Source organism: Streptomyces sp. NPDC002276, assembly GCF_053891435.1.
Genome location: NZ_JBSFCQ010000035.1, coordinates 15,137 through 31,800 on the forward strand (window position 1 = coordinate 15,137; position 16,664 = coordinate 31,800).

At 70.2% G+C, this 16,664-nt stretch carries 14 protein-coding genes; 5 read left to right on the forward strand and 9 right to left on the reverse strand.

The window, feature by feature from the left end:
• The first annotated feature begins 8 nt into the window (after window positions 1-8).
• The gene (locus ACWIHT_RS45275; protein WP_200716180.1) at window positions 9-560 is read left to right on the forward strand and encodes an acyl-CoA thioesterase; all 552 of its coding nucleotides are present in this window, start codon (window positions 9-11) and stop codon (window positions 558-560) included.
• A 77-nt stretch (window positions 561-637) separates the two neighbouring features.
• Here the strand turns inward: ACWIHT_RS45275 and ACWIHT_RS45280 are convergent, their stop codons facing one another.
• Window positions 638-2,074, reverse strand: a complete 1,437-nt coding sequence (locus ACWIHT_RS45280) for an LCP family protein (RefSeq protein WP_456174515.1) — start codon at window positions 2,072-2,074, stop codon at window positions 638-640.
• 126 nt (window positions 2,075-2,200) lie between these two features.
• On the opposite strand from ACWIHT_RS45280, the gene ACWIHT_RS45285 reads away from it, so the two are divergent.
• Window positions 2,201-3,235 carry a glycosyltransferase family 2 protein gene (locus ACWIHT_RS45285; RefSeq protein WP_456174516.1) on the forward strand — a complete coding sequence of 345 codons (1,035 nt, stop codon included), beginning with the start codon at window positions 2,201-2,203 and terminating at the stop codon, window positions 3,233-3,235.
• Between the two features lie 31 nt (window positions 3,236-3,266).
• Here ACWIHT_RS45285 and ACWIHT_RS45290 read toward each other — a convergent pair whose 3' ends face one another.
• The 4 genes from ACWIHT_RS45290 to ACWIHT_RS45305 all read right to left on the reverse strand — a co-directional run bounded on the left by ACWIHT_RS45290 (window position 3,267) and on the right by ACWIHT_RS45305 (window position 9,037).
• Window positions 3,267-4,856, reverse strand: a complete 1,590-nt coding sequence (locus tag ACWIHT_RS45290) for an LCP family protein (protein WP_456174517.1) — start codon at window positions 4,854-4,856, stop codon at window positions 3,267-3,269.
• 131 nt (window positions 4,857-4,987) lie between these two features.
• Window positions 4,988-6,712 carry an LCP family glycopolymer transferase gene (locus tag ACWIHT_RS45295; protein WP_456174518.1) on the reverse strand — a complete coding sequence of 575 codons (1,725 nt, stop codon included), beginning with the start codon at window positions 6,710-6,712 and terminating at the stop codon, window positions 4,988-4,990.
• Between the two features lie 214 nt (window positions 6,713-6,926).
• Window positions 6,927-8,120: an LCP family protein gene (locus ACWIHT_RS45300; protein ID WP_456174519.1), complete on the reverse strand. Its 1,194-nt coding sequence runs from the start codon at window positions 8,118-8,120 to the stop codon at window positions 6,927-6,929.
• 179 nt (window positions 8,121-8,299) lie between these two features.
• Window positions 8,300-9,037, reverse strand: a complete 738-nt coding sequence (locus ACWIHT_RS45305; RefSeq protein WP_456174520.1) for a TIGR03089 family protein — start codon at window positions 9,035-9,037, stop codon at window positions 8,300-8,302.
• A 128-nt stretch (window positions 9,038-9,165) separates the two neighbouring features.
• On the opposite strand from ACWIHT_RS45305, the gene ACWIHT_RS45310 reads away from it, so the two are divergent.
• Window positions 9,166-10,509 (forward strand): peptidoglycan recognition protein family protein, encoded by a 1,344-nt coding sequence (locus tag ACWIHT_RS45310; protein WP_456174521.1) that lies wholly within the window; start codon window positions 9,166-9,168, stop codon window positions 10,507-10,509.
• 92 nt (window positions 10,510-10,601) lie between these two features.
• Window positions 10,602-11,684, forward strand: a complete 1,083-nt coding sequence (gene manB, locus ACWIHT_RS45315) for a mannose-1-phosphate guanylyltransferase (protein WP_456174522.1) — start codon at window positions 10,602-10,604, stop codon at window positions 11,682-11,684.
• Between the two features lie 128 nt (window positions 11,685-11,812).
• Here manB and ACWIHT_RS45320 read toward each other — a convergent pair whose 3' ends face one another.
• From ACWIHT_RS45320 to ACWIHT_RS45335, 4 genes are all read right to left on the reverse strand, one after another.
• Window positions 11,813-12,784 carry a DNA-3-methyladenine glycosylase family protein gene (locus ACWIHT_RS45320; protein ID WP_456174523.1) on the reverse strand — a complete coding sequence of 324 codons (972 nt, stop codon included), beginning with the start codon at window positions 12,782-12,784 and terminating at the stop codon, window positions 11,813-11,815.
• 109 nt (window positions 12,785-12,893) lie between these two features.
• A complete protein-coding gene (locus ACWIHT_RS45325) occupies window positions 12,894-14,210 on the reverse strand; it encodes a coenzyme F420-0:L-glutamate ligase (protein WP_456174524.1) in 1,317 nt (438 codons plus the stop codon).
• Window positions 14,207-15,166, reverse strand: coding sequence for a 2-phospho-L-lactate transferase (gene cofD / locus ACWIHT_RS45330; RefSeq protein ID WP_026179079.1), 960 nt, complete (start codon window positions 15,164-15,166; stop codon window positions 14,207-14,209). Before cofD ends, ACWIHT_RS45325 begins: the two co-directional genes overlap by 4 nt.
• Window positions 15,167-15,253: 87 nt before the next feature.
• Window positions 15,254-15,763: a cysteine dioxygenase gene (locus ACWIHT_RS45335; protein WP_456174525.1), complete on the reverse strand. Its 510-nt coding sequence runs from the start codon at window positions 15,761-15,763 to the stop codon at window positions 15,254-15,256.
• A 609-nt stretch (window positions 15,764-16,372) separates the two neighbouring features.
• Between ACWIHT_RS45335 and ACWIHT_RS45340 the strand changes: the two genes are divergently transcribed.
• Window positions 16,373-16,636, forward strand: a complete 264-nt coding sequence (locus ACWIHT_RS45340; RefSeq protein ID WP_003975777.1) for a WhiB family transcriptional regulator — start codon at window positions 16,373-16,375, stop codon at window positions 16,634-16,636.
• The last annotated feature ends 28 nt before the right edge of the window (window positions 16,637-16,664 follow it).

Below are 16,664 nucleotides of genomic sequence, written 5' to 3' on the forward strand. Positions count from 1 at the left end.
GTCCGCAGATGTCCACTCGGCATAGGGTGATGACCATGACAGATCTGCCGGGGAAGCCGACGTCCGCCTCCCGCACCACCCTCAGCCACATCATGACCAACGCCGACACGAACCTGCTGGGGACCGTGCACGGCGGTGTGATCATGAAGCTGGTCGACGACGCGGCGGGCGCGGTCGCCGGGCGGCACAGCGGCGGACCGGCCGTCACCGCGTCGATGGACGAGATGGCGTTCCTGGAACCGGTCAGGGTCGGCGACCTCGTCCATGTGAAGGCGCAGGTCAACTGGACCGGCCGGACCTCGATGGAGGTCGGCGTGCGGGTCCTGGCCGAGCGGTGGAACGAGTCGACCCCGGCCACCCAGGTCGGCTCGGCGTATCTGGTGTTCGCCGCCGTCGACGCCGACGGCAGGCCCCGGGCCGTACCGCCGGTGATCCCGGAGACCGAGCGCGACGAGCGCCGCTGCCAGGAGGCCCAGATCCGCCGCACCCACCGGCTGTCCCGCCGCCGCGCGATCATGGAGCTGCGCGAGAAGCGGGCGGCGGAGGGCCTCGACGACTGACCTGGGTCCTGTCGTGCCGGGGAGGGGACCCTCTCCGAAAAAGTGTCACGGAAATCGTCGAAAGTGACACACTTTTTTCAGGAGCACCCCACCTCGTCCCCGGTCACCACCCCGAGCCCGCCCTGCGGCACATCCGCCGCCCGCACCCGCGTGACCTGCTTGAAGTCGCTCCCGGCGATCACCTTCAGCAGCGGCCCCTGCCCCTTCACCGCCCGCAGTTCGCTCCCGGGCAGCGCCGCCGCGAGGGACTTCGCGGAGCGGTCCCAGCGGGGGTCGTAGGCGACGACCGTCCGTCGTACGGCGTGGTCGGCGGCGCTCACCGGCAGATGCGTCGTACGGAAGCCGGTCGCCGCCAGGGCCGCGTCGACCCGCTTGCCGAGTCCGGCCGTCGCCGTCCCGTTCTCCACCTGGACCCGGATCTGCTGCGGGGCCACGTCCACCTTCACGGCGTTGGCCCGCGGTGCCCGGTGGACGGTCAGCGGCTTGTCGTCGCGCAGGGCCTCGAAGAGCTTCGCCGCCTTCGGCTCGTCCCACTTCAGGGTGGAGCCGATGCCCTTCACGACGTATCCCATCTGCCCGATGGGCACGGTGGTGAACTCGGAGGACGAGGGCGAGAAGGAGCGCATCGCGCGGCCGAGGTCGAGGAGTTCGTCGGTGCCGAAGCCCTTGTCCGCGCGGACCGAGCCGAGGACCGCGCGGGTCACGTCACGGAACTTCAGCGGGTTCAGCAGCACCCCGGAGGAGGTGGCCTGGTCGATCAGCGCGGCGAGGAAACGCTGCTGGCGTTTCATCCGGCCGAGGTCGGAGGCGCCGTCGACGTGCCGCGAGCGGACGTACTGGAGGGCCTGACCGCCCATCAGGGTGTGGGCGCCGGCGGGGAGGTCGAGGCCCGTGTACGAGTCCTTCAGGGGTTCGGCGGTGCAGATCTTCACTCCGCCCAGGACGTCGACCGTCTTCATGAAGCTGGTGAAGTCGACCTCCATGTAGTGGTCGATCTTCACGTGGGTCATGTTCTCGACGGTCTGGACGGTGAGGTTGGGGCCGCCCTCCGCGTACGCCGCGTTGAGCTTGATGGGGTGCGCGGGACGGCCCGCGACGCCCGGTACCTCGGCGTAGGAGTCGCGCGGCAGGCTGACCACGCTGGCCCGCTCCCGGTCCTCCGAGATGTGCACGATCATGATCGTGTCGGTGCAGTGACAGGGCGCGCCGCCCAGGTGGTACCTGTGCCGCTCCGCCTCGGTGATCTTGTCGCGGCCGTCGGTGCCGACCAGCAGGACGTTCATGCCGTGGCCCGCCCGCGGCCGGTTCTTCATGTCCTTGAAGGGGTCGACGCGGGCGATGTCCGCGTCGAGGCTGGTGACCACCGCGTGCCCGATCCCGGCGGACGCGAGCACCACCACGGACAGCGTCGTCGCCGCCCGCATGGCCCAGCGCGGCTTCTTGGGCCGTACGGGGGGCCGTGGGCGGCGCTGCGGGGGACGGGCGGCGGGGGAGCGGCGGGGCGGCGTGGGCATGGGGGACACCTCCGCGAGGGCCGAACGTGGGATCTTGAGCACCGTAGGCCCATACGATCTGATACCACCGCAGCCTCCCGGGCGGGGCGCGTCCGTGTCCCCCGTTCGCGGTAACGTGAGCCCCCTATGAACGCCAAGCCCGACGTGCGACTCCCCGCCGTTTCTGTGATCATGCCCGTCCTCGACGAGGAGCGGCATCTGCGCGGAGCCGTCCAAGCGATCCTCGCGCAGGAGTACGCCGGCGAGATGGAGGTCGTGCTCGCCCTCGGTCCCTCGAAGGACCGCACGGACGAGATCGCGGCCGAACTCGTACGTGAAGACCCTCGCGTCCACACCGTCCCGAACCCGGCCGGCCGCACACCCGCCGCCCTCAACGCGGCGATCAAGGCCTCCCGCCATCCGATCGTCGTCCGCGTCGACGGCCACGGCATGCTCTCGCCGAACTACATCGCCACCGCCGTACGGCTCCTGGAGGAGACCGGCGCGCAGAACGTCGGCGGCATCATGCACGCCGAGGGCGAGAACGCCTGGGAGGACGCGGTCGCCGCCGCGATGACCTCGAAGATCGGCGTGGGCAACGCGGCCTTCCACACGGGTGGCGCGGCCGGGTCCGCCGAGACGGTCTACCTCGGGGTGTTCCGGCGCGAGGCACTGGAGCAACAGGGCGGCTACAACGAGGAGTTCATCCGCGCCCAGGACTGGGAGCTGAACTTCCGCATCCGCGAGGCCGGCGGCCTGATCTGGTTCTCGCCGGAACTGAAGGTGTCGTACCGCCCGAGGCCGAGCGTGAAGGCGCTCGCCAAGCAGTACAAGGACTACGGCCGTTGGCGGCACGTCGTCGCCCGCTACCACGAGGGCTCCATCAACCTGCGCTACCTCGCCCCGCCGACCGCCGTGTGCGCGATCGCGGCCGGGATCGTGGTCGGCGCCGCCCTGACGCCCTGGGGTTTCCTGATCCCCGGCGGCTACCTCGCGGCGATCGCGCTCGGCTCCCTCCCGGCGGGCAAGGGCCTGTCCCTGAAGGCGCGGCTCCAGATCCCGCTCGCCCTCGCCACCATGCACATGTCCTGGGGCTACGGCTTCCTCACCAGCCCCAAGTCCCTTGCGCGCAGGGTCATCGCGTCCCGGCGGCCCGCGGTGCTCAGCCCGTCCAACAGCTGAGCACCGCCACGAAGAACGACGACCCGGACCGCTACCAGACGTAGTTCGGGTCGACGTGCATACAGGCCGTGGTGTCCGAGCCGTTGAGGGCGTCCGCCGACGTCGGGGTCGTGTCGTCCGCGGCCGGTGCCTTGTACTTCGTGCCCGTGCTCCAGTCCGCGCCGACCACCAGGGTGACCCCGGAGACACTCGTCGACTTCTTCACCGCGCTCGTCGGGATGCCGAGCGCCTTGGCGACCCGCTGGGCGTCGCCCTCCAGGTCGGCGCTCGGATAGCGGACGACCGTCGTGGCCTGGCTGGGGGCCGTCGACGAGTCGGCCACCGCCTCCTTGAAGCCCTTGCCGACGAGGAGTTCGGCCACCGCCGTCGCCCGCCCGCGGACCGCGCCCGTCGTGTCGGTGCGGGTGCCGTTCTCCACCTGTACGGCGATCTTGTCGTCGGCGGCGGCCGGATCGGTGGACGCCTTCACCGGGGTCGTCGTCGCCTTCTTCTTGTCCTTGCCGTCCAGCGCGATGTCCTCGCGGACCAGCCGGAACAGCTGCTCCGCGTCGGCCGACTTGGGCACCACCCGGCCGCTGCTGCCCGAGTACTCCCACGGCATCGTCGTCATGGTGATCCGGCCGGTCGGAACCTTCCGCAGCTCCTTGCTCAGGTCGTAGAGCTTGGCGACCGTCCCGAGACCGTTGTCGACCGTGATCGCCTTCGTCGCCGTCTCGGCGAGCCCGCGCAGCTCGGTCGGGTTGCTCAGCGTGGCGTTCTCGCGCAGCTGGCGGACCATCGAGTTCATGTACTGGTGCTGCGCCTTGGTGCGGGCGATGTCGGTGTCGTCCTCGAAGCCGTAGCGCGTGCGCAGCCACTGGAGGGCCTGCTGGCCCTTGATGGACGTGGTGCCCTTCTTCAGCTTCAGGCCCGAACCCTTGCCGGAGGAGGTGTGCGAGTAGATGTTGGCGTCCACGCAGACCGGCACCCCGCCGATCGCGTCCGCCATCGACACCACACCCGAGAAGTCGACCATCATGAAGTGGTCTATATGGATGTCGGTCAGCTTCTCCCAGGTCGCCACCGTGCAGCCGGGGCCGCCGCGGCCCAGCGAGTCGTTCGTGATGACGTCCGTCTCGGCCGCGTACGTCGTGCCGGTGTCCGGGTCCGTGCACTTGGGGATGTCCGTCAACGTGTCGCGCGGCATGCTCACGACCGACATGTTGGTGCGGTCCGCGGAGACGTGCAGCAGCATCTGGACGTCGGCGCGGGCCGGGGTCCCGAAGGTGTCCTTCGCGCCGCCGAGCTTCTGGTTCTCCGCGGAGTCCCGCGCGTCCGAACCGATCAGCAGGATGTTCAACGGCTTCTGCCCGGCCGCGTTGGCCTTGGACTCGGCCGCCCGCTCGTTCTCGTCCCCGATGAACAGGGGGTCCTTGTTTATGTTGCGGTTGAGGTGCTCGTAGTAGAGATATCCGGCGCCGGCCGTCCCGGTTATGACCACCGCGAGGACGATCGCCGACCAGCGCAGCACCCGGCGTCTACGGCCCTTGCGTCTGCCCCCGTCGTCGTCCGCCGATCCCTTCCCGTCCGCGGATCCCTTTCCGTCCGACGGTCTCTTCCCGTCCGCCGGCGCGAGCGACATCGTGTCCTCAACCGCCGGCCCCTCCCCACGCACGCTGCTCTGAGTCAAGTCCCCACCCCTCCCACGACGCGCCCTTGACGCACGGGTCCGCCCCGCGTCCCGTTAGACGCGGAACGGACCCGTGTGGTCACTTACTTGGCGCACTCAACCTTGTCCGCCGTGGACTTCTGGACCCCCTCCGGCGTCGACCCCGCGGTCGAGGTGAGCGGGACGCCGGCTCCCTTGAAGTCCTTGCCCAGGGTCAGCGTCATCGCCGGGAGTCCCTGGGAGTTCTGCACACTCTTGCCCGGCTTCATCGCGGACCCCGAGAGGCCCATGATGGCGGCGAGCCGTCGAGCCTGGTCCGCCTGGTCGGGTGCGTACTCAAGGGTCGTCTTCGCGAGCGCCGCCGGAGCGTTGCCCGCGTTCTCGGACTTGAGCACGCCCTCATCATTCTGTAGCCACGTAAGAGTTTCCTGTGCGCTGCCGGCGTCGGCCCCTCCGTTGAGGATCCGCACCCGCACCGCGGAGGCGGCGGACTTGGTGCCCTTGAGCCGGGCGGCCACGGCGGCCTTCTCCTTCGCGGCCTGCTGCTTGACCGCGGTGAAGGAGGTATCGCTCTTGATCAGGGAGAACACCTGCGGGGCGGTCGTGCTGTTGAGGACGACCGTCACCGGGGTCTTCTCCGCCGGGTTGTCGACGACCGGCACGGTCGTGAACGTCAGGTTCTTCGGGTTGAGCTTGCCCAGCTCCAGACCGAGGTCCTTCAGCTTGCTGATGGAGTCGAGGTTGTCGTCGACGGTCAGCGCCTTGGTGCCCGCCTCGGCCAGCTTCAGCATCTTCGACGGGCTGGTGAGCGTGGAGTTGGACTTCAGCTTCCGCATCAGCGCGCTGAGGAACTGCTGCTGGAGCGTGATCCGGCTCAGGTCACCGCCGAAGCCGACCGAGTGCCGGGTGCGCACGAAGGCCAGCGCCTGCTCGCCCGAGAGATTGTGCGTGCCCTTGGACAGCTTCAGATGCGAGTCGGAGTCGTCGATGTTCTTGGCCAGACAGACCTCGACCCCGCCGACCGCGTCCGTCAGCGTCTTCACGGCGTTGAAGTCGGCCACCATGAAGTCGTCGGGCTGGATCCCGGTCAGCTCGGTGACCGTCCGCACCGTGCAGCTCGCCGTACGGCCGTCCTGGCCGAGGCTGGTGTTGAAGCGGACGCCCGTCGTGCCCGGGATGACCTTGGTCGTGCCGTCCGACTGGGCCGTCTGGCAGTCCGGGACGTCGGTGATCAGGTCACGGGGGATGCTGAGCGCGGTCGCGTTCGAGCGGTCCTTGGACACGTGCAGCAGGATCGTGGTGTCCGCGTGACCGACGCTGCCGGCGTCGCCGTAGCCCTCGTTGCCCGCGCCGGTGCGCTTGTCGGTGCCGATCACCAGCAGGTTGATGGCCTTGCCCTTGCTGAAGCCACCGGTGCTGGCGCCGTCGTCGGAGACGGACGTGATGTTGTCGTTGAGGTGCTTGATGTAGAGGTATCCGGCCGCGGAGACGGCGACCAGGACGAAGGCCAGACCGCCGCCGGTCCACATCAGGATCTTCTTGCCCTTGGCCTTCTTCTTCACCGGCCGGCGACCGCGCCGGGCCGGTGGCTCCTCGGGCGCGCCCCGCCGTCTGCGCGGCGCGGGCACCTCACGCCCGGGGCTCTTCGGGACCGCCTCCCGCTCCGGAGCCACGGTGCTGTTCCGCGCAGTGGCTCTACGGGGCCCAGGCACCGCTGACTGCGGTGTGGAAGGAGTCAGTCGCAGTTCGTATTCGCCAGTGTTCGGATTGATTACCCACTGGTCTGCGGGGTCGATGTTGTCCGCCCGCCCACGGCCTTGCGCGTCCACGGTTTACCGAATCCTCCGTCGGGGCCACGCGGCGCCTTCCCCCTTCAGGCGCTCGGGTCTCGTTCATCCGGCGCCCAAACACACGGCACACCGGATCGCTCACACTATCCGTCCAGTTGAGCGTCAAGTGACGACGGTGACAAATTCCACGTCCCTACAACCGGTCAATCCGCCCTATTTTTCGGAACAGAAGTTCGTCGACTTGGCGCGCGCTTTACCCGCAGCCGTCCTCGGCGGCGGTGTTCCCGCGAAACGTCGGCGCGGGCGTGGCCCCCGAACCACCCGCCGGAATAAGGGCGTTTGCACCGGAATCCCGCGGAACCTCTGGAACTTCCCCGGCCACCGCGACCGTCGCGTCCATACGAATCCGGGCGAACAGCTTTTCGGCCTCGGGCTCCACGAGTTGGTCGCGATTCGCGTTGTAGATGTACGACTCCCGTGGAACGGTCAGGAATTGCACATGTTCGGTGGGGATGTCCCGTACGCCGCGCACCAGTTCGTACAGACCGCGCAGACTCGCGAGATCCGGATCGGTCGTCAGGGACGAGGTGGCCGCGTCCAGCACCGGATACAACTTCGCCGGATTGAACAGCACATCGTCGCTCCGCACCTTGTTGACGAGCGCGCCCAGGAACCGCTGCTGACGGTCCATCCGGTCGGTGTCACTGCCGTTGCCGAGCGACTTCCGCGCCCGCACATACCCGAGCGCCTGCTCCCCGTCGAGCGTGACCTCGCCCGCCGGCAGCCTCAACTTGGCGGCCTTGTCCCGGATGGGAGCCGTGAGACACACCTCCACCCCGTCCACGGCGTCGACCATGTCCTTGAACCCGTGGAAGTCCACCACCATGTGATGGTCGATCCGCACGTTCGTCAGCTTCTCCACGGTCCGGATCGTGCACCCCGAACCCCCCACCTGGAACGCGTAGTTGAACATCGCGAACATCGGCTCGGTCCGCGTCCCGTCCGGCCGCAGACACCCCGGCACATCCACCATCAGATCCCTGGGCAACGACACCGCGGTGGCACTGCGCCGGTCGGCCGCCAGATGCAACAGGATCGTCGTGTCCGACCGCTCGGTCCCCGAGTCCCGCCCGTACTCGGCGTTCCCGTCCCCGGACCGCGAGTCGGACCCGATGAGCAGGATGTTCTGCGCCCCCTTGACCAGCGCGGTTGGCCGCTCCTTCTCGTACCGGGCCAGCTCGGCCGCGGCGGCGTCGTCCGGCGTGATGTTCCCGTCGAGCTTCGCGTAGACGGCCCACCCGGCCCCGAAGGCCCCGAGCACGACCACCCCGACCCCCAGGGCCACCCCACGAACCCACCGCCGCCGACGCCGCCGTACGAGCCCCGCCCCGGAAGCGGAAGCACCCGCACCCGGCCCGAGAACCCGCCCTACGGTGTCGTCGAACACGTGCGGTTCCACCCCTCATGGCCGTCGGTTCTCCTTCTACGACCATGGCGTGGATGAGGGTGCGGAGGCGGGCGGTAGGGGTCCAATCGGGTGACTGGAGGTTTTTTTAGGGGCGCGGGGAACTGCGCGATCAGCCCCCACCGTCCCGCACCCGCCAATCAACCCCCCCACCACCCCCTTCAGAGGCGAGAAACAGTCACCCGCTCACTCTCGACCCGCTTGGCCAAGGACTCCTCACTCAGCTGATCGAGATTCCTGCACAACACCACAGACCCCCCAGAGGCAAGCGGCGCATACAACCCCGCGCTGAGCCCCTCCCAGGTGTCGTACGACAACCCGGACAGCACCCGAGCCCCCACCTCCCCATCGGCCCGAGCCCGCTCGACAGCCCCCGCCCCCGTCAACTCCACCCCACCCACGACCAACGCGGGCTCCTCAGGATCAACCGGCGAGAACGCGACGAACCGATCCCCCTGACTCGGCACCTCGACGGCATAGTCGGCGAACCCGGCCGGAGTCTGCGGAAACCGCCCCCCGAGAGGCCGCAGGGCCAGAGCGACCCGCTCCCCACCGCACGCCCGAGCCGCGTCCAAGGAGTCGGGCCCACTCACGACCACATCGGCCGCCGCGGGATCCCCGCCGACGTCCGCGACGACCCCCACGGACGAACACGCGAGCAACCACACCGCCGTCTGCCAGTGCGCGGGCAGCAGCAACACGACCCGATCGCCGGGCCCGGCGCCAAGATCCCCCTGAAGGAGATTCGCGGTCTTGGCCACCCAATTGGCGAAGGTGGCCACGGACAATTCGACACGTTCCCCCGTGGCGTCGTCGTAGAAGGTCACCAGGGGGCGGCCGGGATCCGCGGCGAGCGCGGAACGCAGCAGGTCGGCAGGGGTGCGATCGGTGGCGTTCACCCGCGAAAGCGTACGCGGGCGCAGGGCCGTACCCGCAGTGCGGGACCACCGGTTCGGACGAACCGCAGCCGACGGTCCGTCAGATCCCAAATGGACAGATATATATGACTATGTTCAGGATCAGGGGCATGCGTGGATTCCTTGCTTCCTCGATCGGCGTCACCTGCGCCGCCGCCCTGGCCCTCCCGCTCACCCTGCCCGCAGCCGCCACCCCGGCCTCGGCCCCGGCTACGGCTCTGGCTACGGCTCCGGCTCAGGCGGCGCAGCCGACCGGCGGCGCGAGATCCGCGCCGTCGGCCGCCGCACCGGACCTCCCCGGCAGCACCGAGTCGCTGCCCCTCGCCACCACCACCCGCGACCGCACCCTGGGCGCGGCCCCCGAACAGGGCCTGACCCGCGCCGACGTCCACCGTTTCTCCCTCGTCGGCGTCACCTGGACCGACCCCGACACCGAACTCCGCGGCCGGGTCCAGGTCCGCACCCGGGCCACCGGCACCGGCGAGTGGTCCGGCTGGCAGGACGTCGACACCCACAACGAGGACCACGGCGCCGACCCCGGCACCGCCGAACGCGACTCCGGCCACGTCCACGGCTCCACGGCCCCGCTGTGGGTGGGCGACTCGGACGGCGTCGACGTACGCGTACGAGCGGACCCGGCCGCGGCCAGGGCCGTAGGGAACCAGCGCTCCCCGCTCCCCACCGGCCTGCACCTGGAACTCGTGGACCCGGGCGCGGAACCCCCGGCCGCGGGCGCCCGCCCGACCGCCCGCCGCGCCGCCCTGCCCCTCGCCGCCACCGAACTCCCGGCGCTGAGCCGGGCGGCCACCGAGCGGGAGGTGGTCGCGATGTACGGCCGGGCCCAGCCGTACATCGGCCCGCGCCCGCGCATCGTCACCCGGAGCGGCTGGGGCGCCGACGAGAAGCTGCGCGAGAAGGGGTTCGTCTACACGAAGAAGGTCAAGGCCGCCTTCGTGCACCACACCGCCTCAGGCAACAACTACAGCTGCTCGCAAGCGCCTTCAGTCATTCGTGGTATCTACCGCTACCACGTCAGGAGCAGCGGCTGGCGCGACATCGGCTACAACTTCCTCGTGGACAAGTGCGGAACCATCTACGAGGGGCGTGCCGGGGGAGTGGCGAAACCGGTCATGGGTGCCCACACCCTCGGTTTCAACACCGACAGCATGGGGATCGCCGTCCTCGGAACCTTCGGCACCGCCAAACCGTCCTCGGCGGCAGTGAACGCCATCGCCCGCCTCGCCGCCTGGAAGCTCGGGCTCTACGGGGTCAATCCGCGCGGCAAGACATACCTGAAGTCCGGGGGTGGCAATCTCTACCGAAAGGGAAAGAACGTACGACTCAATGTGATCTCCGGCCATCGGGACGGGTTCGCCACGGAGTGCCCAGGACGGCAGCTCTACGGCAAGCTCGGCTCGGCCCGCTCCACGTCGGCCCGGTTCCAGGGCCGCTGAGGGAGCGGACCGACAGGGGTGCCGGGGGGCTGCACACACTGGCCGGCCGAAGAAACAGCTCGGCCGGTCCCGGCAGGAAGCAGAGACGACAGGTGACAGAAGCGATCCTCCTGGTCGGCGGCAAGGGCACCCGGTTGCGCCCCCTCACGGTGCACACCCCGAAGCCGATGGTCAGGGCGGCGGGGGTGCCGTTCCTCACGCATCAGCTGGCGCGGGCGAGAGCGGCGGGCGTGGAACACATCGTCCTGGCCACTTCCTATCTGGCGGAGGTGTTCGAACCGCACTTCGGTGACGGTTCGGCCCTCGGCCTCCACATCGAGTACGTCACGGAGGACGAGCCCCTCGGCACGGGCGGCGCGATCCGCAACGTGGCCTCGCGCCTGCACTCGGCCCCCGACGACCCGGTCCTGATCTTCAACGGCGACATCCTCACCGGCCTGAACATCCGGGCCCTGGTGGACACCCACGAGGCGACCGGCGCGGACGTCTCCCTCCACCTCACGAAGGTCACGGACCCGCGCGCCTACGGCCTGGTCCCCACGGACGGGACCGGCAGGGTCCTGGCCTTCCTGGAGAAGCCCCAGACACCCGAGGAGATCGTCACCGACCAGATCAACGCGGGGGCGTACGTCTTCCGCCGCTCGGTCATCGACACGATCCCGGCGGGCCGCCCGGTGTCGGTGGAACGCGAGACGTTCCCGGACCTCCTCGCCGCCGGCGCCCACCTCCAGGGCCTGGTGGACTCGACGTACTGGCTGGACCTGGGAACCCCGGCCGCGTTCGTCCGCGGCTCGGCGGACCTGGTCCTGGGCCGCGCCCCGTCCCCCGCGATCCCCGGCCGCTGCGGCGACCGCCTGGTCCTCCCCACGGCCCGTGTCGCCCCCGACGCCAAGCTCACGGGCGGCACGGTGGTGGGCGAGGGCGCGTTCGTGGCCCAGGGCGCCCGCGTCTTCGGCTCTACGATCCTCCCCGGCGCCGTCATCGAACCCGGCGCCGTCATCACCGACTCCCTCATCGGCACCCGGGCCCGAGTCGGCGAACGCTCCGTCCTCACCGGCACGGTCATCGGCGACGGCGCGATCATCGGCGCCGACAACGAACTCTGCGACGGCATGCGGGTGTGGTGCGACGCGCGGATCCCGGCGGGGGCGGTGCGGTTCTCTTCCGACCAGTAGTGCGTGCGGGTGGGGAGGTCTGACCAGCGGTTCGTGCGGGTGGGCGGGGGCTGACCAGTAGTTCGTGCGGGTGGGCAGGGGCGCCGTCCCAGGGGCTGCGCCCCGGACCCCCCACCCACCCGGCGCGCTCACAACCTCCCGATGTCCCCGCGAGGCATCTTCGGCGCCCGCCGGGCCGGAGTCCGCCCGCTCAGCAGAATCAACCGGGCCGCCCGATGCCGTTGCCCCGCATAAGGCTCAAGCAACGACAACATCACCGAGTCATCGGCATCCCGATCCCCGGCCAGCGCCCACCCCACGATCCCCGGCAGATGCAGATCCCCCACGGTCACCGCGTCCGCCGCCCCATGACTCCGCTGAACGGTCTCCGCGGACGTCCACGGCCCCACCCCCGGCACGACCTCCAACCGGGCCCGCGCCTCCTCCGCCGGCATCGACACCGCCTGCTCCAGCCGCGCGGCGACCCGTACGGCACGCAGAATCGTCGACGCCCGCTTGTCGTCGACCCCGGCCCGGTGCCACTCCCAGGACGGGATCAACGCCCACGCGCGGGGCGCCGGCATCACCCACATCCGCCCGCCGACGGGCCCCGGCGCGGGTGACCCGAACTTCCGCACCAGCGACCGCCAGGCCCGGTACGCCTCGTCGGTCGTCACCTTCTGCTCCAGCACCGACGGAATCAACGACTCCAGCACCAGCCCAGTCCGCGTCAGCCGCAACCCCGGCCGCCGATGCTGAGCGACAGCCACCAGCCGATGCCGGGGCACGAACGCGCCAGGATCATCGGCAGCACCGAGCATCTCCGGCAACCGCTCCAACAACCACGCACCGCCGGGCCCCCAGGCCTCCCCGCGCACCTCACCCCCAGGAGCGGACACCCGCAAGGTCCCCGGCCCGACGGGCGTGAGACTGGCCCGCCACACGGATCCGTCCGCGTCCACCCGAAACGTCGGATCCCCGGGCCCCCGCCGCAACGGCCCGAGCACCAGCCCGAGATCAAGCACCCCACCCGGCACCCAACTCCGCACCAGCCCGGGAACACCAAGATCCCCACCCCGCACAGTCGTACGAGTGGGCCGAGAGGCAAATCGTCCGGCCACGGAGATGTCCTACGAACCTAGGTGGTAGCGCCCCTTCAGGGGCGCGGGGAACTGCGCGCTCAGCCACAAGCGACCCGCACCCGCAAACGAGACGAGCCCCAACGGCGTTTCACCGCACCGAGATAAACGCCCCCGCATCCCGCTCAGCCCGAGCCGCAGGCTCACCCGCCGCATGCCCCACACCCACCGCCCCCATCGGATCCCACCCCTCCGGCAACCCCAACACCTCCCGCACGACATCCCGACAGAACATCGTCGAAGACACCCACGCCGACCCCAACCGCTCCCCGGCCAACGCCACCAGGAAGTTCTGGACCCCCGCCCCCACGGCCACCACGAACATCTCCCGCTCGGCCCCGTCCCGCCACGCGTCCCCGTACGTGTGGGACCCGTCCATGACGAGACACGGCACCACGAGATACGGCGCCGCGCGCAACACGTCCCCACGCCGCACCCGCTTGGCGATGGACTCCTCGGACTTCCCGTCCCGCCGCAGATCCGCGATCCACGCGTCCCGCATCGCGTCCAGCAACGCACTCCGCGACTCGGCGGACTCCAGCAGCACGAACCGCCACGGCGTCGTGTGATGCGGCGCCGGCGCGGTCACCGCCGCGGCCACGGCCCGCCGTACCGCACCCGGGTCGACCGGCTCGTCGGTGAAGGCCCGCACGGTACGGCGCTGGGTCACCGCCTCCCGTACGGCCTCCGACGTCCCCAGCCGGAACATGTCGTCGCGCCCGCCCCGCACCATGGCCCGCGCGCCCGGCCCGTCGTCCCCGGAGGTCACGACGTGCGGCAGCCCGCGCACCACGGCGACCGGCAGCCCCGCTGCCTTGCCCTTGACGAGGTCACCGGCTGCGGCCAGCTCGTCCGCCGTCGCCACGACGGTCGCGCTGAGCGGATTGCCGTAGGCATCCGTGCCCCCGCGCAGATCGTCCAGTACGTGTACGCCCGCGGCGCCGATCGCGACATCCGTGAGCCCCGTGCGCCACGGCCGCCCGAAGGTGTCGGTGACGACGACGCCGACGTTGACGCCGAGCGCGTCCCGCAGCCCGTCGCGGATCGCGCGCGCGGACGCGTCCGGGTCCTCGGGCAGCAACAGCACTGTCCCCGAAGGGGTGTTGGAGGCGTCGACCCCGGCGGCGGCCATGATCAGCCCCTGCCGGTTCTCCACGATCCGCAGGGCACCGCGCCGCGCCACGACCCGTACGGTCTCGGCGTCGATCGCGGCCTCCCGGTCGGCCGCCTCGACGATCCGCCCCTCCGCCTTGGACACGATCTTCGAGGTGACGAGGAGCACGTCCCCGTCGAGGAGCCCGGGCTCGGCGGCGGCGATCAGCTTGGCGAGGTCGTCGCCCGCCGCGACCTCCGGCATTCCGGGCACGGCCCAGACCCGGTAACCCTCCACCGGCGGCACCTCGCTCATGCGGCCCGCACCTCCTCCGCCAACGCCAGCGCCTCCCGCGCCATCCGCGCGGTCGCCTCGGTGTCGGTCATCATCAGCGGTACGGCCCGGCAGCGGATCCCGGCCGCCTCGACGTCCGGTACGGAGGCGGCGTCCACGGTGTCGACGAGCCAGCCGTCGAGCAGTCCGGAGCCGTAGTGCTCGGCGACCGCGGTGGCCGTGGACTCCACGCCCACCGCCGCGAGCACCTTGTCGGCCATCCCGCGCACGGGCGCGTCCCCGACGATGGGGGAGAGGCCGACCACGGGCACCCCGGCCTCGGCGATCGCCTCCCGGATGCCGGGCACGGCGAGGATGGTCCCGACGGAGACGATCGGGTTGGACGGCGGGAAGAGGATGACGTCCGCCTCCGCGATCGCCTCCAGGACGCCGGGCGCGGGCTTGGCCTGCTCGGCCCCGACCGGTACGACGGCCTCGGCGGCGACCGACGCGCGCAGCCGTACCCAGTACTCCTGGAAGTGGATCACCTTGCGTTCGCCGTCCAGCTCGACGGCGACATGCGTCTCGACACGGTCGTCCGTCATGGGGATCAGCCGCACCCCCGGCTGCCAGCGGTCGCACAGCGCCTCGGTGACCGCGCTCAGCGGATAGCCGGCGCCGATCATCTGCGTCCGCACGATGTGCGTGGCGAAGTCCCGGTCGCCGAGCCCGAACCACTCCGGCCCGACCCCGTACGCCCCGAGCTCCTCCTTGAGGTGGAAGGTCTCGTCGGCACGGCCCCAGCCCTGCTCCTCGTTGATGCCGCCGCCGAGCGTGTACATCACCGTGTCGAGGTCCGGGCAGACCTTCAGCCCGAAGAGGTGGATGTCGTCCCCCGTGTTGCCGATCACCGTGATGTCGGCGTCCGGCACGGCCTGCTGAAGACCGCGCAGGAACCGGGCACCACCGATACCTCCTGCAAGAACCACAATGCGCATGGGGACAAGTCTTGCAGGCGGGTCTGACAATGCGGCAGGCAGTCACCGCATCGCGGGCCGGCCGGCGACCAGGTCGACCGGTTCCGATCAGGCGGTCACGGCGTCGACGGGCTCGGCCCCGGTACGCCTCGCGCACGCGGTGTGCATCGGCATCTCGGTCAGGCCGGGGAAGTAGACGTGCAGGCTTATGGCCGGTTCGAGGGTGTCGTTGACGACCTCGTGGACGTACCCCGGCGCGAACACCCGCTGCGCGCCCGCCCCCAACGCGCGCGTGCCCCGCTCGGTGCGCTCGGTCAGCGTGCCGTCCAGGACGGTCAGCACACCGGAGGAGGGGCCGTGGTCGTGCGGCCCGCTGCCCTGTCCCGGCACCCAGGACAGCAGCCACACCTCGTAGCCGGGGCCGGTGCTCAGCCGGTGGTACCAGCGGGTCGTCGCGTCGTACTCGACGAGGTGTTCCCACTGGGCGCGGTCGGCGGCGATCGAGCGCGCCAGGCCGACGAACTCGGCCACGGTGGCCGGGTGTTCGCGCGGTGCCCGGAGGAGGTGCGGGACTTCGAGGATGTCGCCGGCGATCTGGAGGTCGCTGTCGCTGTTCATGGGGGTGCGGTGGTTCCTCGGCGTAAGAAGTAACGGCGGGGGATGGGTGTCACCAAAAGAAGAGAAGGCAAGTGGGGCCGGAGCGCGGAGGGCTCAACAGCCGGAACAGCAACAACAGCTGCGGCGAGCGCGGACAGCACCGAGGGACCCGGCGGAGCGGGTCGAGGTGAGTGCCGAGTTCGCGAGCATGCCCACAAGAACATCGGTTCACACCCGCACTGTCAACTCGACGCCCGGGATGTGGGACATGTTTCACCTCATCCGGTTCATCTGAGAGGTGAAAGGTTTGTTCAGGAGGCTATCGGGACACATGGCGCACAACCGGGCGCACAAACCCCGTGGGAACGAGATCGAACTCCTGAGCGTCCTCCCCCGTACAGGCCCTGCCTCGGGGTAGGAGGCGCACGAGGGTCTCCACTGCTTGTCAAGGTTTATGCCGATTTGAACACTTTCCGCTAGGCCTTGGTTCCGCAGAGTGAATAAGGGGCCCAATAGCAGATCTCGGCTTGACTCGCCCGGAGCAGCACACTTGTAATTTCACTCGTGTCGTTCAGCCGACATCGGTAACGGCTACATCACGGGGACGCGAAAGACAGACGAGGGGCGCACATGACCGAGCTGGTGCAGCAACTGCTGGTCGACGACGCGGACGAGGAACTCGGCTGGCAGGAGCGCGCGCTGTGCGCCCAGACCGACCCCGAGTCCTTTTTCCCCGAGAAGGGCGGCTCCACCCGCGAGGCCAAGAAGGTCTGCCTCGCCTGCGAGGTCCGCTCCGAATGCCTCGAATACGCCCTCGCCAACGACGAACGCTTCGGCATCTGGGGCGGCCTCTCCGAGCGCGAACGCCGCCGGCTCAAGAAGGCCGCCGTCTGAACCGCACGGCACACCTGGGGACATACCC